General features: G+C 52.6%; 32 protein-coding genes. 16 read left to right on the top strand and 16 right to left on the bottom strand.

Features of this window, described 5'->3' with window-relative positions; all coding sequences use genetic code 11:
* Positions 1-26: 26 nt before the first annotated feature.
* The 3 genes from ACZ5TN_RS05980 to cgi121 form a co-directional block, all read right to left on the bottom strand.
* Positions 27-290: a TMEM165/GDT1 family protein gene (locus ACZ5TN_RS05980; RefSeq protein WP_011251217.1), complete on the bottom strand. Its 264-nt coding sequence runs from the start codon at positions 288-290 to the stop codon at positions 27-29.
* A gap of 12 nt (positions 291-302) precedes the next feature.
* Positions 303-1,481, bottom strand: coding sequence for an aminotransferase class I/II-fold pyridoxal phosphate-dependent enzyme (locus tag ACZ5TN_RS05975; protein ID WP_464916224.1), 1,179 nt, complete (start codon positions 1,479-1,481; stop codon positions 303-305).
* A gap of 86 nt (positions 1,482-1,567) precedes the next feature.
* Positions 1,568-1,975 carry a KEOPS complex subunit Cgi121 gene (cgi121, locus tag ACZ5TN_RS05970; RefSeq protein ID WP_464916223.1) on the bottom strand — a complete coding sequence of 136 codons (408 nt, stop codon included), beginning with the start codon at positions 1,973-1,975 and terminating at the stop codon, positions 1,568-1,570.
* A 160-nt stretch (positions 1,976-2,135) separates the two neighbouring features.
* Here cgi121 and ACZ5TN_RS05965 point away from each other — a divergent pair, with 160 nt between their 5' ends.
* Genes ACZ5TN_RS05965 through ACZ5TN_RS05950 form a run of 4 tightly spaced genes read left to right on the top strand, consistent with a single transcriptional unit; the run spans position 2,136 to position 4,738 of the window.
* On the top strand, positions 2,136-2,327 hold the full coding sequence (locus tag ACZ5TN_RS05965) for a ribbon-helix-helix domain-containing protein (protein WP_011251220.1): 192 nt from the start codon (positions 2,136-2,138) through the stop codon (positions 2,325-2,327).
* A 59-nt stretch (positions 2,328-2,386) separates the two neighbouring features.
* Positions 2,387-3,628 (top strand): cell division protein FtsZ, encoded by a 1,242-nt coding sequence (gene ftsZ / locus ACZ5TN_RS05960; RefSeq protein WP_464916222.1) that lies wholly within the window; start codon positions 2,387-2,389, stop codon positions 3,626-3,628.
* Between the two features lie 26 nt (positions 3,629-3,654).
* Entirely contained in the window at positions 3,655-4,425 is a 771-nt protein-coding gene (locus tag ACZ5TN_RS05955; RefSeq protein ID WP_011251222.1) for a ParA family protein, read from the top strand.
* A complete protein-coding gene (locus ACZ5TN_RS05950) occupies positions 4,412-4,738 on the top strand; it encodes a hypothetical protein (RefSeq protein ID WP_011251223.1) in 327 nt (108 codons plus the stop codon). The genes ACZ5TN_RS05955 and ACZ5TN_RS05950 overlap by 14 nt, the downstream gene beginning before the upstream one ends.
* 85 nt (positions 4,739-4,823) lie before the next feature.
* Here the strand turns inward: ACZ5TN_RS05950 and ACZ5TN_RS05945 are convergent, their stop codons facing one another.
* From ACZ5TN_RS05945 to ACZ5TN_RS05920, 6 genes are all read right to left on the bottom strand, one after another.
* Positions 4,824-5,273, bottom strand: a complete 450-nt coding sequence (locus ACZ5TN_RS05945) for an FAD synthase family protein (RefSeq protein WP_011251224.1) — start codon at positions 5,271-5,273, stop codon at positions 4,824-4,826.
* Position 5,274: 1 nt separating this feature from the next.
* Positions 5,275-5,793, bottom strand: a complete 519-nt coding sequence (locus ACZ5TN_RS05940; RefSeq protein ID WP_464916221.1) for an RNA-binding protein — start codon at positions 5,791-5,793, stop codon at positions 5,275-5,277.
* Positions 5,793-6,434, bottom strand: a complete 642-nt coding sequence (pyrF, locus tag ACZ5TN_RS05935; RefSeq protein WP_464916220.1) for an orotidine-5'-phosphate decarboxylase — start codon at positions 6,432-6,434, stop codon at positions 5,793-5,795. Before pyrF ends, ACZ5TN_RS05940 begins: the two co-directional genes overlap by 1 nt.
* A 4-nt stretch (positions 6,435-6,438) precedes the next feature.
* Positions 6,439-7,041, bottom strand: a complete 603-nt coding sequence (locus ACZ5TN_RS05930; RefSeq protein WP_011251227.1) for a DUF4443 domain-containing protein — start codon at positions 7,039-7,041, stop codon at positions 6,439-6,441.
* Positions 7,042-7,106: 65 nt separating this feature from the next.
* Complete coding sequence (locus ACZ5TN_RS05925) at positions 7,107-8,255, bottom strand: inositol-3-phosphate synthase (protein ID WP_464916219.1); 1,149 nt, start codon at positions 8,253-8,255, stop codon at positions 7,107-7,109.
* A gap of 42 nt (positions 8,256-8,297) precedes the next feature.
* Positions 8,298-9,596, bottom strand: a complete 1,299-nt coding sequence (locus tag ACZ5TN_RS05920) for a bifunctional L-myo-inositol-1-phosphate cytidylyltransferase/CDP-L-myo-inositol myo-inositolphosphotransferase (RefSeq protein WP_464917537.1) — start codon at positions 9,594-9,596, stop codon at positions 8,298-8,300.
* Between the two features lie 102 nt (positions 9,597-9,698).
* On the opposite strand from ACZ5TN_RS05920, the gene ACZ5TN_RS05915 reads away from it, so the two are divergent.
* From ACZ5TN_RS05915 to ACZ5TN_RS05905, 3 genes are all read left to right on the top strand, one after another.
* On the top strand, positions 9,699-10,385 hold the full coding sequence (locus ACZ5TN_RS05915; protein ID WP_011251230.1) for a diphthine--ammonia ligase: 687 nt from the start codon (positions 9,699-9,701) through the stop codon (positions 10,383-10,385).
* A 64-nt stretch (positions 10,386-10,449) separates the two neighbouring features.
* Entirely contained in the window at positions 10,450-11,211 is a 762-nt protein-coding gene (locus ACZ5TN_RS05910; protein WP_464917408.1) for an ABC transporter ATP-binding protein, read from the top strand.
* Positions 11,211-12,665, top strand: coding sequence for a hypothetical protein (locus ACZ5TN_RS05905; protein WP_011251232.1), 1,455 nt, complete (start codon positions 11,211-11,213; stop codon positions 12,663-12,665). Before ACZ5TN_RS05910 ends, ACZ5TN_RS05905 begins: the two co-directional genes overlap by 1 nt.
* Here the strand turns inward: ACZ5TN_RS05905 and ACZ5TN_RS05900 are convergent.
* The 3 genes from ACZ5TN_RS05900 to ACZ5TN_RS05890 form a co-directional block, all read right to left on the bottom strand.
* Entirely contained in the window at positions 12,655-13,011 is a 357-nt protein-coding gene (locus ACZ5TN_RS05900) for an Mth938-like domain-containing protein (protein WP_011251233.1), read from the bottom strand. The two genes, ACZ5TN_RS05905 and ACZ5TN_RS05900, sit on opposite strands and share 11 nt — an antisense overlap.
* Before the next feature lie 4 nt (positions 13,012-13,015).
* On the bottom strand, positions 13,016-13,519 hold the full coding sequence (locus ACZ5TN_RS05895; protein WP_464917407.1) for an NUDIX domain-containing protein: 504 nt from the start codon (positions 13,517-13,519) through the stop codon (positions 13,016-13,018).
* 85 nt (positions 13,520-13,604) lie between these two features.
* The gene (locus tag ACZ5TN_RS05890; RefSeq protein ID WP_464917406.1) at positions 13,605-14,426 is read right to left on the bottom strand and encodes a carbohydrate kinase family protein; all 822 of its coding nucleotides are present in this window, start codon (positions 14,424-14,426) and stop codon (positions 13,605-13,607) included.
* Between the two features lie 122 nt (positions 14,427-14,548).
* Between ACZ5TN_RS05890 and ACZ5TN_RS05885 the strand changes: the two genes are divergently transcribed.
* The 3 genes from ACZ5TN_RS05885 to ACZ5TN_RS05875 are packed head-to-tail and all read left to right on the top strand — an operon-like array spanning position 14,549 to position 16,317.
* Positions 14,549-14,896, top strand: coding sequence for a Gar1/Naf1 family protein (locus ACZ5TN_RS05885; RefSeq protein ID WP_011251236.1), 348 nt, complete (start codon positions 14,549-14,551; stop codon positions 14,894-14,896).
* A 5-nt stretch (positions 14,897-14,901) separates the two neighbouring features.
* Positions 14,902-15,813, top strand: coding sequence for a transcription initiation factor IIB (locus ACZ5TN_RS05880; RefSeq protein ID WP_464917536.1), 912 nt, complete (start codon positions 14,902-14,904; stop codon positions 15,811-15,813).
* 9 nt (positions 15,814-15,822) lie between these two features.
* Positions 15,823-16,317, top strand: a complete 495-nt coding sequence (locus ACZ5TN_RS05875; protein WP_464917405.1) for a metallophosphoesterase — start codon at positions 15,823-15,825, stop codon at positions 16,315-16,317.
* Between the two features lie 43 nt (positions 16,318-16,360).
* On the opposite strand, the gene hpkB is transcribed toward ACZ5TN_RS05875, so the two are convergent.
* Positions 16,361-16,564 (bottom strand): archaeal histone HpkB, encoded by a 204-nt coding sequence (gene hpkB / locus ACZ5TN_RS05870; protein ID WP_011251239.1) that lies wholly within the window; start codon positions 16,562-16,564, stop codon positions 16,361-16,363.
* A gap of 353 nt (positions 16,565-16,917) precedes the next feature.
* Between hpkB and rbcL the strand changes: the two genes are divergently transcribed.
* Both rbcL and ACZ5TN_RS05860 read left to right on the top strand, forming a co-directional pair.
* On the top strand, positions 16,918-18,252 hold the full coding sequence (gene rbcL, locus ACZ5TN_RS05865) for a type III ribulose-bisphosphate carboxylase (RefSeq protein WP_054840143.1): 1,335 nt from the start codon (positions 16,918-16,920) through the stop codon (positions 18,250-18,252).
* Between the two features lie 141 nt (positions 18,253-18,393).
* Entirely contained in the window at positions 18,394-18,990 is a 597-nt protein-coding gene (locus tag ACZ5TN_RS05860) for an ArsR/SmtB family transcription factor (RefSeq protein WP_011251241.1), read from the top strand.
* A 36-nt stretch (positions 18,991-19,026) separates the two neighbouring features.
* Here ACZ5TN_RS05860 and ACZ5TN_RS05855 read toward each other — a convergent pair whose 3' ends face one another.
* The gene (locus ACZ5TN_RS05855; RefSeq protein WP_011251242.1) at positions 19,027-19,230 is read right to left on the bottom strand and encodes a 30S ribosomal protein S17e; all 204 of its coding nucleotides are present in this window, start codon (positions 19,228-19,230) and stop codon (positions 19,027-19,029) included.
* 125 nt (positions 19,231-19,355) lie between these two features.
* Between ACZ5TN_RS05855 and ACZ5TN_RS05850 the strand changes: the two genes are divergently transcribed.
* From ACZ5TN_RS05850 to ACZ5TN_RS05840, 3 genes are read left to right on the top strand one after another with little or no spacing between them, the layout of a single operon-like run.
* Positions 19,356-19,787, top strand: a complete 432-nt coding sequence (locus ACZ5TN_RS05850; protein WP_464917404.1) for a DUF371 domain-containing protein — start codon at positions 19,356-19,358, stop codon at positions 19,785-19,787.
* A 35-nt stretch (positions 19,788-19,822) separates the two neighbouring features.
* On the top strand, positions 19,823-20,491 hold the full coding sequence (locus ACZ5TN_RS05845) for a TIGR00703 family protein (RefSeq protein ID WP_464917535.1): 669 nt from the start codon (positions 19,823-19,825) through the stop codon (positions 20,489-20,491).
* Positions 20,492-20,530: 39 nt separating this feature from the next.
* Complete coding sequence (locus tag ACZ5TN_RS05840) at positions 20,531-20,980, top strand: hypothetical protein (protein ID WP_464917403.1); 450 nt, start codon at positions 20,531-20,533, stop codon at positions 20,978-20,980.
* Positions 20,981-20,991: 11 nt separating this feature from the next.
* On the opposite strand, the gene ACZ5TN_RS05835 is transcribed toward ACZ5TN_RS05840, so the two are convergent.
* A complete protein-coding gene (locus tag ACZ5TN_RS05835; RefSeq protein ID WP_464917402.1) occupies positions 20,992-21,792 on the bottom strand; it encodes an SPL family radical SAM protein in 801 nt (266 codons plus the stop codon).
* A gap of 36 nt (positions 21,793-21,828) precedes the next feature.
* Positions 21,829-22,854: a tetratricopeptide repeat protein gene (locus ACZ5TN_RS05830; protein WP_011251247.1), complete on the bottom strand. Its 1,026-nt coding sequence runs from the start codon at positions 22,852-22,854 to the stop codon at positions 21,829-21,831.
* Between the two features lie 301 nt (positions 22,855-23,155).
* On the opposite strand from ACZ5TN_RS05830, the gene ACZ5TN_RS05825 reads away from it, so the two are divergent.
* On the top strand, positions 23,156-24,997 hold the full coding sequence (locus ACZ5TN_RS05825; protein ID WP_464917401.1) for an anaerobic ribonucleoside triphosphate reductase: 1,842 nt from the start codon (positions 23,156-23,158) through the stop codon (positions 24,995-24,997).
* Positions 24,998-25,009 lie beyond the last annotated feature (12 nt).

The following is a 25,009-nucleotide window of genomic DNA, read 5'->3' as shown; positions in this document are numbered from 1 at the left end:
CTATTGTCAGTCAATTCTGTCCCTCCTCACATTTTTCCAAGCAGCATTAAGATGCCAAAGACTATGAACAGAACGCCAGCGCCTTTGTGAATAACTTCAATCGGTAGAACATCTCCAATTTTATCCCCAATAAGGGCACCTATCAGATTAACGGTCGCTAACCCCAGGATAGCCCCCAGAAAGGCGGTTTTCCACCCGTACTTTGAGGCGAAAGCTATCGTAGCGAGCTGGGTCTTATCCCCGAGCTCCGCCAGAAAAATGGAAACGAAGACGGCAAGCAGGTTTTCCACGGAATCACCTCCTCACAGCTTCGAGAGGGCCTCTTTCATTCTCTCCATGGCCTCTATGAGCTTCTCCTTCTCTGTGGCGTAGCTTATCCTTATCCAGCCCTCACCCTGCCTTCCAAAGGCAGTTCCAGGGATAACCACAACTCCAGCGTTCTCAAGGAGCCACTCGGCGAAGTCTTCGCTGGTCATATCGAGCTCAGGATCGATCTTGGCCCAGATGTAGAAAGCTCCCTTCGGTCTGAAGGGCGTTATGTGCGGCATATCGTTGAGGTACTTGAGGACGAGCTTTCTCCTCTCGTCGTACACCTGCCGCATCCTTTCGACGGCTTCCCAGCTCCTCTTGTCGCGCAGGGCCGTTATGCCCGCTATCTGGATGAAGGACGTGACGTTGCCGATGACATAAGCGTGGAGCTTTATCATATCGCGGATGACCTGCTCAGGCGCTATGGCGAAGCCGAGGCGCCAGCCCGTCATGGCGAAGGTCTTGGAGAAGCTGTTGGCGAGTATCGTGTTGTCCGGGGCGTACTTTATCATTGGGTGGTGCTTGGCTCCCTCGTAGAGGAAGTGTTCATAGGGCTCATCGCTGAGGATGTAGATGTTGTAGTCCTGGGCTATATCGGCTATAGCCTTCGCAACGTCCTTCTTCATTATCGCTCCCGTCGGGTTGTTTGGGTAGTTCATGACTATCATTCTTGTCCTCTTTGTTATCGCCTCAAGGAGCTCGTCAGGGTCAATGCGGAACTTGTTCTCCTCCCTGAGCGGGATGCGGATTATCCCTGCCTCGGCTATTTTGGCATCTTCGACGTAGCAGACAAAGGCCGGGTCGGGGATTATCACGTCGTCGCCCTGTTCGAGTATGCTCTCGAAGGCGAGGTAAGTAGCCTCGTACGCACCCGCGGTGACTATTATGTTGTTCATATCAACATCAACGTTGTAGAACTCCTTATAGTACTCGGCGATGGCCTCCCTAAACTCAGGGATGCCTGCGTTGGGGGTGTAATGAGTGTAGCCTTCATCAATCGCCCTCTTGGCAGCTTCTTTTATGACCTCGGGCGTGTCAAAATCTGGCTCGCCGATGCCGAGTGAGATGACGTTTTCCATCTTGGAAGCCTTCTCAAAAAGCTCCCTTATCTTCGACCTCTGGAGGATGTTTATCCTGCCTGCCATGAAGTACTTTCTCTTCTTATACCTCATCGATGTTCCCCCCGGGCAGTTCGGGAATGATAAAGGCAGTTATATAAACCTATCCAATAGAATCGCCAAAAATGTTGTAAAAACCCCTATAAAACTTCGACTAAGGCGCTTTTTTCAAAGAATCTTTTCACTTCCTCATCGGAACAGTCCTTGATTTCGATCTCTTCGAGACCAAGGCTTCTTAGAATCTCTTCTGCCTCCGAGTTATCCCCAAACACTACGAGGTAGTTGGGGCCGTTTTTGGCTCCTACCTCTTTTATTGCTTCCCTTATCTGGTGGGTTCCAGCCAAGCGGAGGAGCAGCTCCCCCCCAAGAGTTTTTGCGTGGGCAGTGCCCCTTTTTACTGCCCTCTCAGCGAGTACTGCCGCGAAGGCCACCGCTCTCCAGCACTCAACGCTAACTAGTTGCACATTCGAACCTAAGTAACCGAGTATATTATCAACATTGTGTACATCGACTCTCGCTATATGTATGCTTTTGGTTACGGAGATCACCCTCAATCACCTGTCTCATCGTTTAGAAATGGGCCTTAAAAGAGTTCTTCAAAAAATTTTTGAAAATCATAATATCAAAATATTAAAATTGAGCCACAAAGTATTTAACTACTTAACTCATTAACTAATTCAGCGGCCTGGTGAACTGGGTGGTGCAGGGATGAGCAGAATGAGGATCATCAGCGTCCAGCTCCCGCAGGGGCTAATAAACGCCATGGATCAGCTCGTCAAAAAAGGCGTTTATCCGAACAGGAGTGAGGTCATCCGTGAGGCCATCCGCGAACTTCTGAAAAAGGAACTGTACCGCCTGGAGACTGAAGAACGCTCAACGCCGGACTACATCATCAAATAAGTGCTAAAATTAGCGATAAAATAATGTTTGGAATCTCCGATGGGAGAGGGGGTTGGAAAATGGTGTTTAAACTGCTCGAGCAGGCGGGGATAAAAATAGACCTGGACGATGAGCCAAAAAAAGTTCAAACTGCACCTCAGTTCGATGACGACGATGAGAACGAAATAAGGATAGTTATAGTGGGCGTAGGTGGCTCTGGAAACAACACTATAACAAGGCTTTACGATCTCGGTGTTCAGGGTGCCGAGCTTATTGCCATGAACACAGACGCGCAGGCCCTCAAGCACGCCAAAGCTCACAAGAAACTCCTCCTTGGAAAGGATCTGACCCAGGGAAAGGGTTCTGGCGGCGATCCAGAAGTTGGATACCGCGCCGCCGAGGCGAGTGCACATGAGATAGCCGAGACAATTGGGGACGCTGACCTGGTATTCATAACGGCCGGAATGGGTAACGGAACTGGTACAGGTGCTGCTCCCGTCGTTGCCAGGGTTATAAAGGAGCGCGCCCGCCACAACGGCCGCTTTAGAGAGCCTCTCGTCATAAGCGTTGTTACCTACCCGTTTAAGAACGAAGGAAAGATCAGGGAAGAGAAAGCCAAAGCTGGAATAAAGGCCCTCCTGTACTATTCGGACACAGTCGTAATAATTGAGAACGACAAGCTCCTCCAGCTCGTCCCCAAGCTTCCGATCAACGCGGCATTCCGCTTTGCGGATGAGATTATAGCCAGGATGGTCAAGGGCATAACCGAAACTATAAAGCTCCCGTCCATGGTGAACATAGACTTCGCCGACGTTTACAGCATAATGCACAACGGCGGTGCTGCCCTCATAGGTATCGGTGAAAGCGACTCAAGCAACAGGGCCGTTGACGCCGTCAAGAACGCTCTCCAGAACAAGCTCCTCGACGTGGAGTACGGCAGTGGAGAGAAGGCACTCGTCCACTTCACAGTTGGTCCCGACGTCAGCCTCGGTGAAATCAACGAGGCCATGAACATCGTCTATGAGAAGCTTGGCGAAAAGAGCGAAATCAAGTGGGGTGCCAGGATAGATGAGGACATGGGCAAGATGGTCCGCGCCATGGTCATAATGACCGGCGTCAAGAGCCCGCACATCCTCGGCGGTGAAACAGCCCTCCAGCTCCCAGTGAAGGAGTCCCTGCTCCCAGCTAAGCCAAAAGCAGGATTCAACTCCTTTGAGGACAAGATATACAAGGTGATATCTCGCAAGTCCGATGAAAAGCCGGGAAGTGACATGAGGGGATACATAAACAAGCTCCTGGCCGATTTCGACGACCTCAGCTGACTTTTATTCCTTTTAGGGTGAAACCGATGGCAGTCGTAATCAGCGTTGCCAATCAGAAGGGGGGAGTGGGCAAGACAACGCTCACGATGAACCTCGGCTTCGCCCTTTCCGAGATGGGCAAGAGGGTTCTCCTGGTTGACGTTGACCCCCAGTTCAACCTCACCTTTGGTCTAATCGGGATGAAGGTTCTTGAGCACTCCAGCAGGAACGTTGGAACGCTGATGACAAGGGAAAGCGAGATTGAGGAGACCATTGTCCCTGTCAAGGAGAACCTTGATCTCATTCCAAGCCATTTGAACCTATCGGCCAAGGAGATCGAGATAATAAACGCCTACAACCGTGAGAGACGACTTGAAAAGGCCCTTATCCCGGTACTCCCAGACTACGACTACGTCCTCATTGACAACCCGCCCAGCATGGGAATATTCCTCGTGAATTCTCTCACCGCGTCGGACTACGTTCTGATACCGCTCGAGCTTAGCTACTTCGGAGTAATCGGCATGCAGCTCATGTTCAACCTGATGAGAATGATCAGGGAGGAGACCAACGAGAACCTCAAGCTCCTCGGCCTCGTTCCCAATAAGTTTACCAAGCAAACAAAAGTCCCGAAGATGCGCCTCAAGGAGCTGAAGGAGGCCTATCCAGACGCTCCAATACTGACCACGATACCAAAGGCCATAGCCCTAGAAAAGGCCCAGAGTGAAGGTAAGAGCATATTTGAGTTTGAGCCGAACGGTAGGGCTTCTAAGGCCTTCCAAAAGCTTGCCAAAGAGGTGGTTGAAATTGTCGAAGGATAAACTCCCGAGGCTTTTTGACGGCTCAATAAACGAGTTGACCCGCCCTTCTAAGCCCAAGAAAGAGAAAACCACCGATTTGAAGAAGGATAAAATGCAGAAGACTCTCTACATCACCAAAGATATGAACAGAAAGCTCATCGAGCTCTACGGTGAGGAGGGGAGGAGACAGAGCATAATAGTCGAGGATGCGGTCAACCTGTACTACTACCTCAAGCGGGCCCTCGGCGAGAAGAAGTTCGAGGAGCTAATGAGCGCGGTCAAAAGGGAAGACCCCGAATTCCTTCGCGATTATCTGAGCAGGTTTAAGCTCTAATCAGACGCTTCAATTTAGAGGTTTAATAAAACTCTTTAAAATCAAACCCTGAAAATCACTAAACTGCTGAAATCAGGGAGTTCAATCATTCACAGAAGGTTTCCACAATCCTTTGGATTATTTTGCTCGTCTTCGCCCTGTCGCTCTTGTAGAGATAGGGTATCCGTATGACCTCTGCATTTATCCCGTGCTTTCTCAGTTCCTCCTTCAGCTTTTCACAGTTGAAGAACTGGTCTGGGCCGATTGCTATGACGTCAGGGTCTATTCTCTTCACTAGCTCCATGTCTATCGTCCCGGGCGTTCCTATGTAAACTTCATCCACATACCTTATCGCCCTTAGAAGTTCGGCCCTGTCTTCTGCTGGGTTTATGGGCTCTCTCCTCTTCTGCATCCTCACGGTCTCGTCGTGTGCAACTATAACGACCAGCTCGTCGCCAAGCTCCTTGGCCTGCTTCAAAAAATGGATGTGGCCGACGTGGAGGATATCAAAGACTCCCCCAACTAGAACCCTGATCTTCTTCCGCTTCTCTTCCATTTCATCCCACCGTGACCTGCCAGATTTTATCCTTGGCGTGGTGGATGTTCTTCACGGCCTTGCCCTTCGGCTTCTCCTTCATCTTCCTGCCGTCCATGAGGGCTATCCCAATCGCCAGGGGCCTTCCGTAGTTCTCCTCGACCACGAAGACGAAGTCGCCCTCGTTGATGTTCTCGTCTGCGTCAGTTATACCTGCGGCCATGACGTCGGCACCGTTCAGGATGTATGGAACTGCGCCCTCATCGACAACGACTCTTCTCGGCCACTTTCTCAAGTCTTCTTCGTTGGAGAGCTCGTAGAGCGCTATGACGAGGGGAAAAACAAGCTCCTTTCTCCTTATGAAGAAGGGCTTCCCGTTCACGAGGAGAATTTCGGTGGTCTTGTCAAACTCGGCTACCTCCACCCTGTCCTTCTTGTTCAGCATTTTCTTCGCTATCTCCTCGCCGAAGATCTCGCTCATCTCGCGGATTATCTCCTTTATCTCCTTCTTGCTGAGGGGGTGTTTGACTTTCAACTCCATCAGACCACCTCCGAAATCTCTTCGTGGAGCTTTCTCGCGGCCTCGCGCGGGTTATTACTGCCGTAGATCGAGCGCCCGACTATCACGTAGTCAGCACCGGCCTTGATGGCATCACTGGCTTTCCCACCCTGGGCACCCACTCCGGGAGTCAGAATCCTTATCCCCCTCTCGAGCCTTGAACGGATGTACGAGACCCGCTCCGGCCTGGTCGCGGGGGCTATTACTCCGAAGGGCTTCAGCTCGTTCGCAAGCTCGATCAGCTTGTCGGTGATGGGCTGAATGAACTCTTTAGCTCCGGGATGGCTCATCTCGACAACGATGATCGTTTTTCCAAGCTCCATAACGGCCTCAACGCTGTCCCGGCCTACGAAGCCGTGGGCAATTATGTAGTCCGCTCCGGCCTCGAATACTTTACTCGCTATCAGTCTGTTCGTGTTGGGGATATCAGCGAGTTTGAGGTCGGCTATTATCGGAAGCCCTGTGGCCTGCTTGAGCTCGGTGATTATCTTCAATCCGGAACCGATGATGAGGGGCCAGTTTACCTTAATTGCCCAGAGGTAATCTGCTGTGCACTCCGCTATCTCAAGTGCCCTCTCCCTATCATAAACGTCGAGCGCCAGAATGAGCCTGCTCTCCTCCATCTCCTCACCTCACGAGAGACTTGAGTTCTTCGGGGATTTCGTCATTCTTTAAGGTCAGGGCAACGTGATAGGCGCTCTTCATGGCATCTGACGGGTTTTCTGCCCATGTTACGACTATCAGGTCCCCATCTGAGAAGTTCAGGACTTCCTCAATGTTCATTGCAAGTTCTTCCATTGTATCTCTCAGCGGCCTCTCGTCCTCAGGAAAGACTGGCTCGCCGTTTTTAACGATCAGTATCATGGCCCCCTTTGCGAAGAACCTTATTGCCTCGTCCCTCAGCTCGATGCTCTTGAACTGAGGCGGGTTTTTAACGACGATAGCATAGGCGGGCATTCCATCGACTTTCCCAACGAAGTGTGCCTCCGAGAATAGCCCCTTAAGCCTCTCAAGGAGTTTTTTCCCTGTTTTGCTTAGAAAGTGCCCACGCTGGGCCGAATCTATGACATCAATCCAGTTGAGCTTTTTGAGTAGAGTCCTGACGCTGCCTTCGCCGATGTCGAGAGTTTCGGCGATTGCCTTTCTCCCAATCGGTTCCCTCAGAAGAAAAATCGTTGCAATGACGTCTTCAAGAGTAAACTCGGGATAAGCTCCCCTCTTCCAGCTCATTGGTTTCCCTCCAGAAGAAGTGGGAGGAAGTTATTAAAAAAGTTGCCGAAAGGGAGAAAAAGCCCTCAGAGCCACCTGGGCTTCAGCCCGGCCCACATCCTCATCTTCTCGTGGGCGATTATCCTCGGTATGTTCCTGGCCTCCTTAGGTCCGGGGTTCTTCATGTAGAAGGCGTTGACCTCGTAGACGGTTCCGAACTCCTTCTTCTCGATAGCTATCTTTCCGAGCCTGACGAGGTCAACGAGCAGGCCAGCGAGGGCAGGGCTGTCGTTTATCCTGCCGGTGATGACGAGTTCGTCGTGGGCGCCGTTGAAGCTGACGTACTCGATGTGCATGGCGATGAACTTCTTGTCGCCGAGCGGTTCGAGGAAGCCGGTCGGCTTGATGTAGTGCGGGGCGTTGTAGCCGAGCAGGTCCTCAACGACCGAGCTCTTGGTGAACTCCTTGCTCCTGTTCCTCTCCTTGTCAGTCAGGGCAAGGAAGTCCTGGTTGCCGCCGATGTTGAACTGGGCTATGTCGAGGACGTAGCGGTTCCTCTGGGCGAGGTGGCTGAGAATGTCTGCGGTAAGCGGTGTTGCACCTGTTGCACCGTCGTCACCGAAGATAACGAGGTTGCTCTCCTTCGCAAGCTCAACGAAGACCGGGTCGTTCGCTATGAGGGTTGGAATTGCATTGACGAAGGCCGCTCCGCCGACTTCCTTGGCATACCTGGCGGCCGCATACACGTAGAACTGTGTCGCCGTGAGCCTCTCCTTGTTGTTCTCCTCGATGGCCTTCTCAAGCTCCTCCCTGCTCTCGAACGGGACGAATGCCTCTGTTGTGCAAACGTTCACGAAAACATCAGGCTTAAGCTCCTTCCACTCGTTAACGAGGTGGTCAACAGCCTCCTTAAGCGTCATCTCGTCGTCGAGGCCGGTAGGGGTGAGCGGAAGGTTCCTGAGGCTTCCGAGGTGGACGCCCTTCCTTATGGTTATTCCCCTGAGGCTCTCCGGGGCCTCCGGGTCGTAGCTCTTAACGACTTCGTAGAGGTCCTTACCGACTTTGTTGGAGTCAACGTCGTATGAACCCACGATCTCGATGTCCTTTATCTTAATCGGAAGCTCGTCTGCCAGCGGGACTCCGTAGGGCTCCATCTTCCCTGCCTTTATCTTCTCAAGCCCGCTCGCGAAGATGCTGGCAACGTATCCCTGTCCGAGTATGACAACCCTCACCATCTTCCTTCACCTCCTTTAGTGCTGTAAGATATTTTACAGTAGTTAAATAGTTTTCGGATGTGAAACTTTCTTGACGACGAAATACAGGGTTAGTGCAACCCTAAAGTTCGTCAGTACGGCAAGGGTCAGGAAGAGTGCCTTTATCGAGGCCGCAATCGGATACAGCAGGAAGAGCATCGTCAGGAATACTCTCTCGTCCCTTTTTCCGGGCAGTTTTCTGAGGGCCGGTACCTCCTTGTAGGCGTCCCTGCAGAAGGCTCCCCTGAATCTCTCCGTTGAGTAGCTGACCATCACCGAGCCGAGGAGGGCTAGCAGTGCCACGAAGTACCAGATTGGCTCGTTTATCGTCGTATAGGCCAGCAGTGCCAGGAAGCTTCCGTCAACGTAGCGGTCGAGGATTGAATCAACGTAGCCGCCGAGCTTACTTGTCCTCAACTGTGCCCTTGCGAGCTCTCCATCAACGCCGTCAAGGATTGAGCTGAGCTGGTAGAGTATTCCCGCCAGCGGAAGGCTTACCAGTGTCGTCAACGCCGAGATAATGCCGAGTAAGAACGTTACAACCGTCATCTGGTTCGGCGTAACTTTCTCTACCAGCAGTTCACTGACCCTCGTCGAAATCCTCCTGTTCAGGTGTCTGCTGACGAACCCGTCCCCCGTTCCCTTTACTGCGGTTCTGACGAGCATCCTCCTTGCCCTCTTGATCTCTTCGGGGGTGTCAACGTCCGTCCAGCCGAGTCCGTCAACGAAGGTCACTGAAACCTTTGCCCGTTCCATAACCTCGCTCAGGGAGTAGTCGCCGTTCTTCTCATTTTCGAGGATCTCTGTAACCTTGAAAATCTCATCATCGAGGACGAAGAACCCGGTATCAACGGCGTCCCATTCCTTGAGCGCTTTCCCGATTTTCCAGACCTTTCCGTCCTTTACCTGGACTTTCGTTGCCTCCTCAATATCAACCCATCTCGGCTCCCTGTCCGCTATTAGTCCTCGCCCTCTTACTGCCCTCTCGATGAAGTCCCTGGAATAGACATGGTCGCTCATTGTCAGTACGAACTTCCCTGAGACTTTCTCCCGGGCAAGGTGAAGGGAATGGCCGTTGCCCTTCTCCGGCTCGGGGTTTATGATGATTTCAGCGTCAAAGCCGTGCCTCTCTATGAACTCCTGATAAAGGGGGGCGTACCTCTCGTTGGTGACCACAATGAACTTTTTAACACCATTTTCCTGGAGCAGCCTCATTGTCCTGTACAGAATCTCCCTCCCGGCTACTCTGACAAGTCCCTTGGGCTTTCTACCCATCCTTGTCCCGAGGCCAGCCGCTAGGATTACTGCCCTCTCTGGAACCATGGCCATCACCTTTTTAACGGCCCTCTCCAAGAGCCGTCAGAAGGACTCAAACGCTCGAGATTAAATTAACCCTTAGTATTTAAAAATTTTCGGGTGAGCAAAATGCGCGTTGCAGTCCTCTACTCAGGCGGGAAAGACTCGAACTACGCCCTCTACTGGGCGCTGAAGCAGGGGTTTGAGGTGAAGTACCTCGTCTCAATGGTGAGCGAGAGCGACGAGAGCTACATGTACCACGTCCCAAACATACACCTCACTGAACTTCAGGCAAGGGCAATAGGGATTCCCCTCGTCAAGGGTTTCACCTCCGGAGAGAAGGAGAAGGAAGTCGAGGACATGAAGGCCGTCCTTGAGGGACTGAAGATTGATGGAGTCGTTGTAGGCGCTTTGGCGAGTGAGTACCAGAAGCAGAGAGTAGATAGGGTCGCCAAAGAGCTTGGAATAGAGAGTTTTGCCCCCGCCTGGCACAGAGACCCTGTGGACTACATGAGAGAGATCATAGGCATCTTTGACGTGGTCATAGTCGGAACAGCGGCTTACGGTCTTGACCAGAACTGGCTCGGAAGAAGGATAGATGAGAAGGCCCTGGAAGAGCTGATAAAGCTCAACGAAAAGTACAAGGTCCACGTTGCTGGGGAAGGCGGTGAGTTTGAGACCTTCGTGAGGGACGCGCCGTTCTTTAGGGCAAGGGTTGTCTTTGACGAGGTCGAGAAGAAGTGGAACGAGTGCAGTTATTCGGGAGTTCTAGAGGTAAGGAGTGCACACTTAGAGCCGAAGGGCAGTTCTTGGTAGTACCGTTGCCAATTCATGAAAATATTTATAATCTTCTTCCCCTTTTTACGTTGGGTGGTTGTTTATGATAATCGTAGAAGACCTTGTTAAGAGTTTTGGGCCGACGACAGCAGTGAGGGGAATAAGCTTCTCCGTGAACGATGGCGAGATATACGGCCTTCTTGGACCTAACGGGAGCGGTAAATCGACGACGATGAAGATAGTGGCTGGAATAATACCGCCCACGTCGGGAAAGGTAACGGTAAATGGAATTGACGTTTCTGCTAATCCTCTCAAAGTTAAGGAAATCGCAGGATACATCCCTGAGACTCCAGCACTTTACGAAAGCCTCACTCCAATGGAGTTCTTCTCATTCGTCGGAAGCATAAGACGAGTTCCCAAGGAGGAGCTTGAAGAGAGGGTTGAAAAGCTCTCCAGGGCCTTTGGGATAGATTCCTTCCTCGGGGAGCTAATAGGGACGCTCAGCTTTGGTACGAAGCAGAAGGTTTCGATAATCTCCGCCCTCCTCCACGATCCTGAGGTTCTCGTTCTCGATGAGGCTGTAAACGGGCTCGACCCAAAGAGCGCAAGGATTCTGAAGGAGCTACTCCTTGACTTCAAGAAACGGGGGAGGAGCATACTCTTCTCGACCCATGTATTAGAGGTCGCGGAGGCGCTCTGCGACAGGATAGGGATCATCTACCGCGGCGAGATCGTCGCCGAGGGGACTCCAAAGGAGCTTAAGGAATTCACAAAGGAGGAGAGCCTTGAAGAGGTATTCCTGAAGCTCACCGAGGGCAAGAGCGAGGTGGAGGGCATAGTAAAAGCCCTAAGGGAGGCGTTCTGATGAAAGTCCTTGAAGTCCTCTACCGCGAGGTCGTTTACAGGAGGATGAAGGACAACCCGCGTTCGGCGGGCAAGATTTCCCTCGGTCTCGGCTCTTCCGGAGACCTGAAAAAGACGCTCCTGTTTCAGACAGCTATGTATGCCGTTTTCGGCCTGATGCTCTTCCCTTCGCTCAAAGGAGAGCGTGATGCAGTGCTTGTGATGGCCTCCACGTACGCCATCCTGCCGTTCATAATAGCTTTCTACGCCACGGTTACGAATTCTAGTTACATAGCTTCGCTCGACCTTTTCAAGCCCCTCCTTCCGCTCCCGATTAAACTCGGCGGGAGGTATATGAGCGTTCTCCTGCTCCTCGAATCGCTCCCAGTGATGGCTTTCATGGTTCCAGGGGCCGTCAGGATTGGGATGGTCGTTTCGGCTACATCCGGGTTGTTAGTACTCCTTTGGTCTGCCGTAGGCCTGATGCTCGGCCACGTTTTTGGGCTGCTCGTTTACTACTCCTTTGGGAAGACCTCCTCCGGAAGGTTCGCGGACCTCAAGAGTCTGGCTAAGGCACTGGGAGTCATCCTAATATTCGGCCTCTTCTACGGCTTCAGCTACTTCCAGGATTACGTCCTCCAGAACTACACCTCCATCAAGGAGTCCCTCGGCGGTTACGAGTTTATCTACCCGCTCTCCGTACTTTCCGTGGACAGGCCGTCGTTTTCGGCACCGCTCGCTGGAATCTACATCGCTATCCTGGGGGTTGCCTACTATGTCCTTATCTCCCGCCTCTGGGTGAGGATAAGCGAGGGTTCTTACACAAGTGGAAGAAGGAGGAGAGCGGGCGGACTCGGGGTGTATCCGCCTGAGCTGGCTCTGATGGTGAAGGATTTCAAGACCGCGCTGAGGAACACACCCGTCCTTACGGGCCTGCTGGTGCCCATAGTTATCCCCATCATAAACGTGGCGGGAATTTTTTCGAATCCAGATATCGGGGCGTTCGGGGGCAGGCTCGCAACCATAACTTTCGTGGCGGCGCTCGGCTGGGTCTCTGCGGTGTCCGTGGAAACCCTCACCAAAATAGAGGTGAAGTCTTTCGAGCTCCTCCTTTCCCTTCCGCTTGAGCGGGGTCGGTTCCTCAGAGGCAAGCTCCTGACTATGGCGGCGATTCCATCGGCGGTGGGGGTCTTGGCGCTGCTCGGCCTGTCCCTTAAGGGTTTTTCATCCCCGATCTACCTTCCAATGGCCGTCCTCGTCCCGCTGGCAACGTGCGGCATCGCCCTCCATGTGTACTACCACGGCACAGAGGGCCTGGCCCTGCCTCAGGGCGGCATTTTGAAGAGCCTGGCAGTGTGGATCCTAAACGCGGTGGTAGTCGGCATCATAGCCGGTTCTTGGTACCTCTCGTATCCAATCGCCCTTCTCCTGACGGCTGCAATAGATGCCCTCCTTCTCTGGAGCCTTAACAGGTGATGTGGAATATTCCCAGCACTTTTTTCTTTCCATAGAGTTCGTTGAAGACTTCGACGGCCTTTTTGGTTGGGAGTTCAAGGACTTCTTTCCCTTTTATGAGTTCTCTGCTCTCAGGTAGGAGTGACAGCTTTCCGTACATCCCAGTTCCCACAACGAGAACGTCAAAGTCCTCGGTTAGGTATTCTTTCAGTTCCTCGGGGTCGAGCTTGTGGCTCGTCCCGTGTTTTTGCTTGCTTATTTTCTTCTTCCTGCGCTCGACCTTTCCGCTTGGATAGAGGACGATGTCGTGCTCGTAGGTGGCTCCATCAACGATTATCTTCCCGAAAGCGGGGTATTCGAGCCTCATGCTCTCACCTCAGACTGAGCGCGTCCCTGAGTATCTCCCCGTGGTCAAATGCCAGTGGGAGGTTCAGGGCTTCCTCTATCGGGAACACGAAGACTTCCTTGGCGTCGTCGCCTGCCTTCAGCTCTCCCTCCCCGATGCAGAGGAAAGCAACCGTTACCGTGTGTCCTCTGGGGTCCCTGTCGGGCCTTGAATAAACGCCCACTAGCTTCACTGGCTTCACGTCAAGTCCCGTCTCTTCCTTAACCTCACGCAGAAGGGCCTCCTCAACGGTCTCGCCGTATTCGACGAAGCCTCCTGGAAGGGCGTAGTGGTCTTTGAAGGGCTCGTTTTTCCGCTTTATCAGGACGATTCCGTTGTTGTACACTATCACGGCATCGACCGTAAGGCCGATACACCTGTGAATTTCTGCCTCAAAGCCGTATTTCTCTGCCAGCGCCTTTGCTTCGTCTCTAAAGGAAGATAAGTCGGCCCCTCTCGGGGCCTTAACCAGAAGAACGTACCTGTCCATTGAAACCACCTCAGGGAAGTCCCTTCTCATCATCATTCAGCGTGCTGACGTTTCATCATCGGCGTTGAGAGTTGGAAGAGGGGGTTTATACCCTTTTCACCTCGACTTTCATTGCAAGCTCGTTCACTTCATCCATAGAAAAATCAACGCTCCTGTTCTTGAGGAACAGCGCCGTAAAGGCGGCTGCTCGTTTAAGGGCCTGCGCGAAGGGACACTGTGAGTAGAATCCAGTAAAGGCCCCGAGAAAAACATCTCCCGCCCCAGTCGATTCGTCCACTCCCACGTGGACTGGCTCAAACGTGTACTCCCTTCCGTGCAGAAATGCCTTCCCCGGCTCTGGCCCGTTGGAGAGGAGAAGAACGTCAACGAATTCGGGGGAGAACCCCTCCAGATATTGGTATTCCCCAAGGTCTGCGTGAAGAATCTTTACCCCCTCTAAGAATGAACCGTCGATGGGCTGGTACTGAATTTCTCCTGGACTTGAGGAACGGATAAACCCCTGTATGTCAACCGCAACAAATGGGAACTTTTTGAGAGCACTGGTAACCAGGGCAGGAGACACTTCTCCTGCAACGGGATTTATGAGGAGGACATCGTAATCTTCATCTGGGAGCTCTTCAATTGGAGACGCCCTCTCTAGAAGTTTTAGCCTCCTCCTGTTGCCGTCGAGGTACGTTAGTTCGTAAGTCGTCGTTGTCTCAGAGGGAACTACCTGCAGTTTCGCCATTGACTCCAATTCTTTGATCCACTCCTCTGGGAGATTTGAGAAAGAAGTGAGTATCTCAACATCGCAGAATCTTGAAAGGGCGAGTGCAGAATAATAAGCACCGCCACCGAGCCTTTCAAGAACCTTGTTGCCTTTTTTAACTATGTCCCTGACAACATGGCCAACAACAAGACACTTCATTTTACCCTTCCCAAATCTTACTATTCGGCACTCTCTGTTAAAAATCTTTCTCTGATTATCGAAAGCTTTATAAAGGGGAAAAGCGAAAAGTTTAAAAGGAAACCTGGTTTTGGGGTGGGGCTATGAAACGCCTGGGAGTTGTTTCTCACTACGCGAAGCAGGGCTTTCTCATAGTTAGGACGAACTGGGTGCCGTCGCTTAATGACCCAGTTGTCGACAAGGAACTGAAGCCCGTCGGAGTAGTCAAGGATGTTTTTGGTCCGGTTAATTATCCCTATGTCGCCGTTAAGCCTCGGGTTAAAGATCCCGAGAAGTACGTTGGTGCCCTTCTCTACGTTGGCAGGCGGGAAAAAGGTGGCAAGAAGGCCCCCCAGAAAGGAAAGACTAGCGGTAAAAACAGATCTCCAAAGAAGGCTAGAAAAGGTAAGACTGGCAAGCGTTCCGGCCCCACCCCCAGGAGAAGGGGGTGAGAGGGATTAGCCCGAAGAGGGTATGCCCTATTTGCGGTTCGACCGAATTTATATACGACCCGCGAAGGGGAGAGATAGTCTGTGCCAAGTGCGGCTACGTAATTGAGGAGAACGTGGTGGATGAGGGGCCGGAGTGGAGGGCGTTCGAGCCAGGTCAGAGGGAAAAGCGCGCCAGAACAGGGGCGCCCATGACGTTGATGATCCACGACAAAGGCCTTTCTACGGATATAGACTGGCGCGACAAGGATATACACGGGAACCAGATAACCGGCATGTACAGGAACAAGCTTAGAAGGCTCCGCATGTGGCAGCGCAGGATGCGCATCAACGACGCCGCCGAGAGAAACCTTGCATTCGCCCTCAGCGAGCTTGACAGGATGGCCGCCCAGCTCCGCCTGCCGAGGCACCTTAAGGAGGTCGCCGCTTCCCTCTACAGGAAGGCGGTCATGAAGAAGCTCATCCGCGGCCGTTCAATAGAGGGTATGGTCTCCGCCGCACTCTACGCCGCCTGCAGGATGGAGGGCATTCCAAGAACGCTGGACGAGATTGCATCGGTTGCCAAGGTTTCCAAGAAGGAAATCGGGAGGAGCTACCGCTTTATGGCCAGGGGGTTAGGTTTGAACCTCAGGCCAACCAGCCCAATAGAGTACGTTGACCGCTTTGGCGACGCCCTTGGAGTGAGTGCCAGGACCAAGAAGAGGGCCAAGGAAATCCTGAACGAGGCTATAAAGCGCGGGATAACCAGCGGTAAGGGCCCAACGGGTCTCGCCGCGGCGGCCCTCTACATAGCGGCTCTCCTTGAGGGCGAAAAGAAGACGCAGAGGGAAGTCGCTGAAGTTGCTCACGTAACCGAAGTAACCGTCAGGAACCGCTATAAGGAGCTCGTTGAAAAGCTCGGCATAAACGTCCCGATATGAGGGATACCCTTGAAGGTGGCAGTAGTAAGTGACACCCACTACGGGGACAAGACGAGAAACCTCCCTACTCTTTTATTTGAACACCTCATGAAAATCCAGCCAGAGCTTATTCTCCATGCAGGCGATGTAACCAGCCCTGAGCTTCTTGAGAAGCTTGAGGAGATTGCCCCAACCCTGGCAGTTAGGGGAAACGTTGACAGGCTTAACCTTCCCGAGGAAGAGGTCGTCGATGTCGAAGACGTTAAGATAGGCATGATCCACGGCCATCAGCTGCTCTCTCTGAACGCCCACTTCCTAACTCTCAAGGCCCTCGAGATGGACGTTGACGTTCTTGTTTTCGGTCACACTCATAGATACTATTATGATATACACTCCCTTTATGGCAAAAAAGTTATTCTGCTCAATCCGGGGTCGCCGGTGTTTCCCAGGATGGATTCCCCAGGCTTTGCTGTTCTCAAGGTCTCCGGAGAAAACGTGAGTGTTGAGAGAATAACGTTCTGGTAAGTTTCAGAAAGGTTGTGAAAAGGCAAAGAGGCAAAAAGCGCCATCAGCTCTTGATGGCAAGCTTGATGTCCTCAGCCTTGACGGTCTTTCTGCCGGCGTGCTGGGCGAGGGCGACGGCCTTCTTGGCGATCTCCAGGGCCTTCTCCTCAAGGTGCTCGGCGAGAACCTTGGCGGCCTCCTCGCTGACGCGGGCGGCACCGGCCTTCCTTATAAGCCTGTCAACCGGGGCAATCGGAAGCTCGGCCATTCACAACACCTCCTTTATGGTTGTCTGCAGAGTTCTGCGTTCTAAATTAGGAGCAAAGGCCTATATAAATCTTTCGGAAAAGGACGGTTATGGGGCCAGCTTTCTGGCGATTTTGGGTGGGATAGTTAGAAATTTGGCCGGGAAAACTTATTGACTTATAAGGTCAAAAACTGAGAGTTTTTAACCGTCATCTGATTTAGACATGAAAACGCCCCGATTGGCCTAATAAACTCTCATTAAGCTCCGCTGTCCAATATCTTTTCTGTAAAATTGTGTGCTTAGGTGGCCAAATCTGTCCAGAAAACTTTTTATGTGTGTCAATGTAACGTTAAATTTACCTGGGGGTGAAAGGCATGGTTGAGAAGTTTGATACGATATACGACTACTATGTTGACAAGGGCTACGAGCCCAGCAAGAAGAGGGACATCATAGCTGTATTCCGTGTGACGCCGGCAGAGGGCTACACTATCGAGCAGGCGGCAGGAGCAGTTGCTGCCGAGAGCTCCACTGGTACATGGACAACTCTCTATCCCTGGTACGAGCAGGAGAGATGGGCCGACCTCTCGGCCAAGGCCTACGACTTCCACGACATGGGCGACGGCAGCTGGATAGTCAGAATAGCCTACCCGTTCCACGCCTTTGAGGAGGCCAACCTTCCGGGCCTTCTCGCGAGCATAGCCGGAAACGTTTTCGGAATGAAGCGCGTCAAGGGGCTCCGCCTTGAGGATCTTTACTTCCCGGAGAAGCTCATAAGGGAGTTCGACGGCCCTGCCTTCGGTATCGAGGGCGTAAGGAAGATGCTCGAGATTAAGGACAGGCCTATCTATGGTGTCGTTCCAAAGCCAAAAGTCGGTTATTCTCCGGAGGAGTTCGAGAAGCTGGCCTACGACCTTCTCTCAAACGGTGCCGACTACATGAAGGACGACGAGAACCTCACGAGCCCGTGGTACAACCGCTTCGAGGAGAGGGCCGAGATAATGGCGAGGATAATTGACAAGGTGGAGAACGAGACGGGTGAGAAGAAGACATGGTTCGCGAACATAACCGCTGACCTCCTCGAAATGGAGCAGAGGCTTGAGGTTCTTGCTGACCTTGGTCTCAAGCATGCGATGGTTGATGTTGTTATAACCGGCTGGGGAGCGCTAAGGTACATCAGGGACCTCGCGGCCGATTACGGGCTTGCCATCCACGGCCACAGGGCAATGCACGCGGCCTTCACGAGGAACCCGTACCACGGCATCTCGATGTTCGTTCTTGCGAAGCTCTACAGGCTCATAGGCATTGACCAGCTCCACGTTGGAACCGCTGGAGCTGGCAAGCTTGAGGGCGGCAAGTGGGACGTCATCCAGAACGCCAGGATTCTCAGGGAGAGCCACTACAAGCCCGATGAAAACGACGTCTTCCACCTTGAGCAGAAGTTCTACAGCATAAAGGCCGCGTTCCCGACAAGCTCTGGTGGATTACATCCGGGCAACATCCAGCCCGTTATAGAGGCCCTCGGAACCGACATAGTCCTCCAGCTCGGAGGTGGAACCCTCGGCCATCCGGACGGGCCTGCCGCAGGTGCACGGGCAGTCAGGCAGGCAATCGATGCCATAATGCAGGGAATACCGCTCGACGAGTACGCGAAGACTCACAAGGAGCTTGCGAGGGCCCTGGAGAAGTGGGGTCACGTTACTCCAGTCTGAGCTGTTTCAGGGTTAGTGTTCTTTTCTTCCTTTTCTATCTGTCCTTTATCTCCATGTGTGTTTGACATTACCACCAGCTCAAACCGAAAAAGGTTTAAATACTTTTTACTAACTTTGGGTTAGGGAAAGGGGGTGAGAGCTATGGAGTCAAATCGAGACCTTGGGAGACTCCTTGATATCCTGGGTAATGAGACGAGGAGGAGAATACTCCTCCTGCTCACAAAGAGGCCATACTTCGTCAGCGAGCTGAGTCAAGAGCTTGGCGTTGGGCAGAAGGCGGTGCTGGAGCACCTTAGAATACTCGAGAGTGCAGGGCTGATCGAGGGGAGGACAGAAAAGATACCGAGGGGCAGACCCAGAAAGTACTACACGATAAAGCGCGGCTTCAGGCTTGAGGTACTGCTCACTCCATACACATTCGGCACAGATATATACGAACCGAAGAAACCAAGGGCGACAGCCGAGTACCAGCAGGCTAGGGAGCTGATAAAGTCAACGGAGCCAATTGAGACTAAGGTGGACGAGCTGGTTCAGTTCCTCGATGAGGTGCAGAGGCGCATTGATGAGGCCATGAGAATGAAGCAGGAGCTTGAGGAGGTCCGCCTGCTGGTTGAGACCTACATAGAGAACCTTATGCGAAGGATTGCCCAGGAAAACGAGGCGGAGTTCGAGAGATTACTGAAAGAGCTCAGACCTAAACTTCCAAAGAAGATACTGGAAGACCTAGAGAGCTTTTAGGAAGTCGTTAAAGGAGAAAGCTGAAAAAGAGAGACTTTAGAGTATTTTGCCCTCTTCCTTCATTCTTACGAGCCTCGTTATGTAGCCGGCGATCCTGTTCCTTATCGTCTTGCTGGTAACGTTGGTGAGCTCGGCCACCATCTTCTTGTTGTGCTCAAAGTCCCTGGTGAACTTGTCAGGGTACCTGTCAAAGAGCTCACGGGCAGTCCTCTTAATGAACGTCTGCTTGATGTTTCCCATTCTCACCACCTCTCGGATAATCTTCAGCCGTAACCAAAATCAGGAGTGTCCTTTTAAAGGTTTTCCCGTCCGGCTGGTTCTTCAAAGAAGCAAACGTTATTAACCGCCTCCGGGAACGTGAGACCATGTTGAGGGAAGTAATCCACTGCCACGGGCACGAGAACGTCAAAGCCACGCACCGCTCAACCCTTGAATTCACCAAAGAGGACTTTCTGACACCGAGAGGAGACTGCATAATATGCATTGGGGCAGACAAAGCAATCAACGACCTCAGCGATGAGTTCAAAAATGCACTTAGGGAAGGTAAAAAGCTCCTGATAAGGATAAAGGTCGGTGACCTCGTGGATGAGGTCGTTGCGTGGGGGAGTCCCGAGCTTATTCTTGACCATGATGTATCCATGGTCGTCAGAAAAAGCACCTACATAGATGCGAGAACGCTCGCTATAAGGGCCAACAAGGCCGCCAGAGATGTGGACAGGCGTATCATCGAACTCCTGAAAAATCCCGGGCAGAGGGCCATCATTGAGCTTATCATCGAGGACAACGAAAACCTTTAAAAGCTCAACATTTTTACTAACCTTTGGTGATGAAAATGCTCGAGGGATACTACATAGTCGAGAACACCGGTGTTGTCCCGGCCGAGAGGAGGTTCAAGTTTAAGGACCTCAAGGCCTGGGGCTACGACCTCCACCTTGGGACGATAGACGGCAGGGAAGCCTACTTCGTCTCAAAGGCCGGCACCAGGGAAGAGGGAGAGACATACACGGAAGGAGGGAAGGAGTACCACATCAGCGAGACCCAGAGCGAGATTCCCAGGGATGCAAGGCTCTTGGCGAGAATAGTCATCGAGAAGGGTCAGCCCTACCTTGAGTTCTGGCTCGACACAGAGGACGGCAACTTCCCGCTGGCAAAGGAAGACCCGAGGCTCATACTCCACCGCTTCTGGACCGAGAAGAAGTTCAACCAGCTCGAGAAGCACGTGGGAAGCGTCGGCCTGACGACGGACTTCTTCAAGGACAGGGTCTTCGTCAAGAGCATTCCCCTTCCCTACGAGGAGTACCCGCCGAAGGTTAGAAGGGTCTTAAGGGAGGTGAGGGACGTCCACAGAGACATGATGGGCTTTGGAAGGTTCGTCTTCCAGTACTTTGGAGAGGAAGACAAGACCCACCAGTACCGCCTCTGGTGGCTCCTGCCGACGATACACCTCTTCGACGTTGAGGTCTCCAACGAGGTCGACAAGATACTCGCTATGCTCGACTGAAGGACTTTAAGCCGTTTTCAATTTTCTTCGGGTGGGAATATGGACATCAGAAAGCTCGTACGGACGAGGGATCTGCTGGTTTTGTGGAAGCTGAAGATAACGAGGGCGGCGAGCTACCTCAGCATCGCCAACAGCTTCATGATACTCTTCGTTTTCATCAAGGAGCTCTATTCGGTTCCATGGATAGCGGAGAGGTTCTCCTTCAGGGAGTTCGTGGGTATAGCCTACGCTCTGGCGATTGTCGGGTTTATAGTTCTGGCCCAGCTCGACTGGCACTTCATGTACAAGAGGGAGCAGAGCTACGCCCTGACCAGGAACCCACTCCTCCCAGCCCAGTGCTTTACGACTCTGTACCTCCTTGAAAAGGCCGTTGAGGAGGGCAGGATAACCGAGGAAGAAGCCAGAAGGGTCATTGCTTCCCTCCAGTTGGCGGGCTGCGATGTCAGTAATGCAAAGGTTGAAGCTGGGCCAAGTGGGGATGGGGATTAATTGATGTTGTTTCAAACTTTAACAAGCTCCCAACCCCGCTTGTGCGTCTCTATCCCCTCGGTTTTCACTCCAAGCTCTTTGATTTCTCTCCTGAGCTTCTCTACGAACTTCCCGAACTTTCCGTCGTCGGTTAGGATTTCGTAAATCTCCGGATACCCCTCCTGAAGGAGTCTTTGAAACTCCCTGCCGGAAGCGCGGAGGTTGAGGACTTCGAAGAAGTAGTAGTCGGCGAAGTCCCGTGTTTCTTCCACTATGGAAGAGATGTCAGTAACTTCCGGTATTATAGGGCTCACGAAAACGTAGGTTTTCAGGCCGGCTTCTTTAAGCTCCTTCAGGGCGTTAATCCGGGCTTCCTGAACTGGCGTTAGGGGCTCAAAGAGCCTTTTCTCCCTCCCTCTAAACCCGTTTATTGTCAGTCCGACCTCTATCCTGTCAAAGAGCCTGAAAAGGTCTATGTCCCGGGTGACGAGCGGCGACTTCGTTAGTATTGAGAGCTCGTTCCTCTTGTCCATGTACTGGAGAACCCGCCTCGTAAGCTTCAACTTGGCCTCTATTGGCTGGTAGGGGTCGCTGACCGTTGACATGACGACGCTTCCCTTCACCCTCTTTCTTGCAAGCTCGGGTGCGTTGACCTTAACCTCAACCCAGCTTCCCCATTTCCCATAATCCTTCCACTTCGTGAGGAACTTGGCGTAGCAGTAGGAGCAGGCGAAGGCGCAGCCGACGTATTGGTTGACCGTCCACTCAACTCCTGGTATCCTGGAGGGAGTGTAGATGCTCTTTGCCCGGGTCTTTATGATATTCACTTCCATTTCAACGCACCGGGAGTAAAGGTTGGAAAAGAAAAGTCAGAGACTCAAGCCGAGAGCCAGCTTGGGTTTCTTCCACTCGTCGAGGATTTCTTTCAGTTCTTCGTTCTCGACTTTCTCGTAAAGTTCATCAAAGCGCTTCTTGGCCTCGTCGTCTCCCGCCTTCCACCTGGCGAGCTCCCCAATGGCCCTGAAGAAGTATGCTGTGTCGTCCTCGAAAAGCTCGGCAAAGGCCTCCATGTTCTTTGCAACGGCCTCGTAGGAGCCTTCTTCGAAAAGCCCGCTGATGAAGTCTATCAGGGTGTCGAAGACGATTCCGAAGATGTCATCGCTCACGTCTATCGCTTTGACGAGGGCCTCGCGCAGGGCCTTGAAGGCTTTATCGTAGTCTCCCCTCCCAGCCCAGATTTCGGCCTCAATGAGCTTGGCGTTAATCTCTATTTCGTCGTCCCTAGGGTTCCTGAGGACTTCCTTTATCAGGGCCTCGGCTTCGTCGTATTCGCCCAGCTCGTACTTGAAGTGGGCCAAATCGAGAAGGCTTATGAGGTAGTTCTTCTCCTCGTTCAGCCTCTCGAATATCTCTCTGGCCTTCTCCATGAGCTCTATGGCCTTCTCGGTCTCGCCTATCTCGTCGTAGTTCACCGCAAGGTTGGCGAGGGTCAGGGCTATCTCCTTCTCGTTCTTCAGGACTTTCTCTTCATGCTCAAGGAGCTTCTGGTAGGTCTCTATAGCTTTCTCAGGCATTCCAAAGTGCTCGTAGGCGTCGGCGAGGTAATAGAGTGCCGTCGCGTACTCTTCGGGATCGTCCTTTTTCATCTCGACGAGCTTCTTGTAGAGTTCAATTCCCGCCTCAACATCGCCGAGGTGGGAATAAACATGGGCTATCTCATGGGCCAGGTCGTAGGGGTCTTCGCACTGGAGGGCAACTTCTTTGAGACGTTCAAGCTCCTTTCTGAGGGTCTCTTCGTCCTCGATTGAGTCGATATAATCGTCAAAGAGCTCAAGGAGCTTCTCGCAGTCCTTCTCTTCAAGGGCCTTTTTCCATTCGAGTTTAATTTCACTCATTTCTGATCACCGGGCCTTATCTTGGTTGAGGGGTTAAAAAGGTATGCCGTCCAGATTCGGAGCATTTTGCTAGAAAAATTCTTGCATTTTTGAATAAATGTCAAAATTCTGACGCATTTTATTTGGATGTGGGGTTCTCCTGACGTTTTGACCTGTAAGAACGTCAATAATTAGGTGGCCAATTTGGATAATTTATCCAAAACTTGCCACATTTATGGAACAGTGACCATCGGTTCAAAGGTAATCGTTATTAACTCCCTTCTCATTCACCCTATTTGGATAAATTATCCAGGTGTTGAAAATGGAGGCAGTGAAGAAGGACGTGATCCAAGAATACGCTGGCTGGAAAAGTCTGGACGTGCTCGAAAACGCCAACCGCTATCCAGGTCCGACGGGGTTCTTCGCCTACGTCATGGAGGAGGCCCTGAAGGAGAGCACGGCCTTGGTTCCAGAGGAGGGGAGGAAGGCGCACTTCTCGGGGGAGGTCTACATCCACAAGCTCCCCTACAGCCTGTACATACCCTACTGCTCTGGCCACAGCACCTCAAGGCTGCTCAAAAAGGGGCTGAGAACCCCGACGATAACTTCTAGACCAGCCAGGCACTTCGACACCTACGTTGATCACATAGCGAACTACCTCATAACCATGCAGCACTACTTCAGTGGTGCTCAGGCTCTCTCAAGCGTCGAGTGGTACGCGGGGCCCTTCATAAGAAAGGACGGCCTGAGCAGGGAGAAGATACGCCAGCACGTTCAGAGGCTCGTCTACAACCTCAACTACCCGAGCAGGGTCGGGATGCAGACGCCTTTTACAAACTTCACCGTGACCCTCGACGCTCCCAAGGAGATGCTCACGGGCGATATGGCCGTCTACGACGGGAAGGAGGTTGGCCCGCTCGGGGGCTACGAGAGGGAAGCAAAGGAGTTCTTCCTGGCTCTGGTTGACGTTCTCAGGGAGGGCGATGCTAAGGGCCAGCCCTTCACCTTCCCGATACCAACGATAATGGGAACCGCGAAGATGCTCTGGGACGATCCCGAAGTGTTCGAGGCCGTTTTCACGACGGCTGCGAAGAGGGGAAGCTTCTACTGGCTCAACACGAACGTGGTTGACCCAGATGCGAGCTACTCGATGTGCTGCAGGATAAACATAGACAAGAGGGAGTTCGCATTCGCCTTCAGCGCTTCCCCAAAGAGCGCCGAGGAGGAGGCGATGGAGATGCTTGAGAGACAGCGCTTTGGTGGCCTCTGGGCGATGCCAGACGTAACCGGTTCTGTGAACGTCACAACGGTTAACCTGCCGAGGCTCGCGCTGAAGGCGGGGGACGACGATAGGTTCTGGGAGGAGTACGCCAGAATCCTCGAAACCGTCAGAAAGACTACCGACTGGTTCAGGGAAAGGTACGTGAAGCTGCTGACGAACTACCGCGAGATGTACAGCATGATACACACATACCTCGAGGAGTTCCCGTCAAGCCACTTCAACACCATCGGAATCCTCGGCCTTCCCGAGGCAGCGGCGGTATACCTCAACGAGCCCGATCTGTGGAAAGAGGGCTCAAGGGCCGAGTGGATGAAGGCCGCGAAGCTGATGAAGAGGATGGTGGAGTTCGCAGTCGAAAAAGCTAGGGAGTGGATGAGGGAGAGCGGAATTCCCTGGAACGTTGAGGAAGTCCCCGGAGAGAGCGCCGCGGCAAAGCTCGCCATTAAAGACCTGCGCGAGTTCCCGGAGCTGAGGGATTACCTCGACGACCCCGAGAACCCGATATACTCAACGAGCATCGCCCCCTACTACGGGCCGATTGAGCTGGCCGACAGGATTAGGATCGAGGAAGAAGTCCAGGGGAGCTTCACGGGAGGAGTCATGATGCACATCTTCCTTGGAGAGGAGCCCGACCCAGAGGCGCTGGCGAAGCTCACCAAAAGGCTCCTGAGGACGAAGCTGGTCTACTGGAGCTACACACCTGCAGTAACGGTCTGCAATGCCTGCGGGAGGTCATCAACGGGACTCCACACGGCTTGCCCCCACTGCGGGAGCGAGGACGTCGAGGTCTGGAGCAGAATCATAGGCTACTACCGCCCGCTCAAGAACTGGAACCCCTACAGGAAGAGGGAGTTCTGGAGCAGGAGGCACTACTCCTCCTGATTTTTGGAGGTG

The organism is Thermococcus sp. JCM 11816, assembly GCF_055396515.1.
The sequence above is the reverse complement of the archived record's forward strand: the minus strand, read 5'-3'. Positions and strand labels throughout refer to the sequence as shown.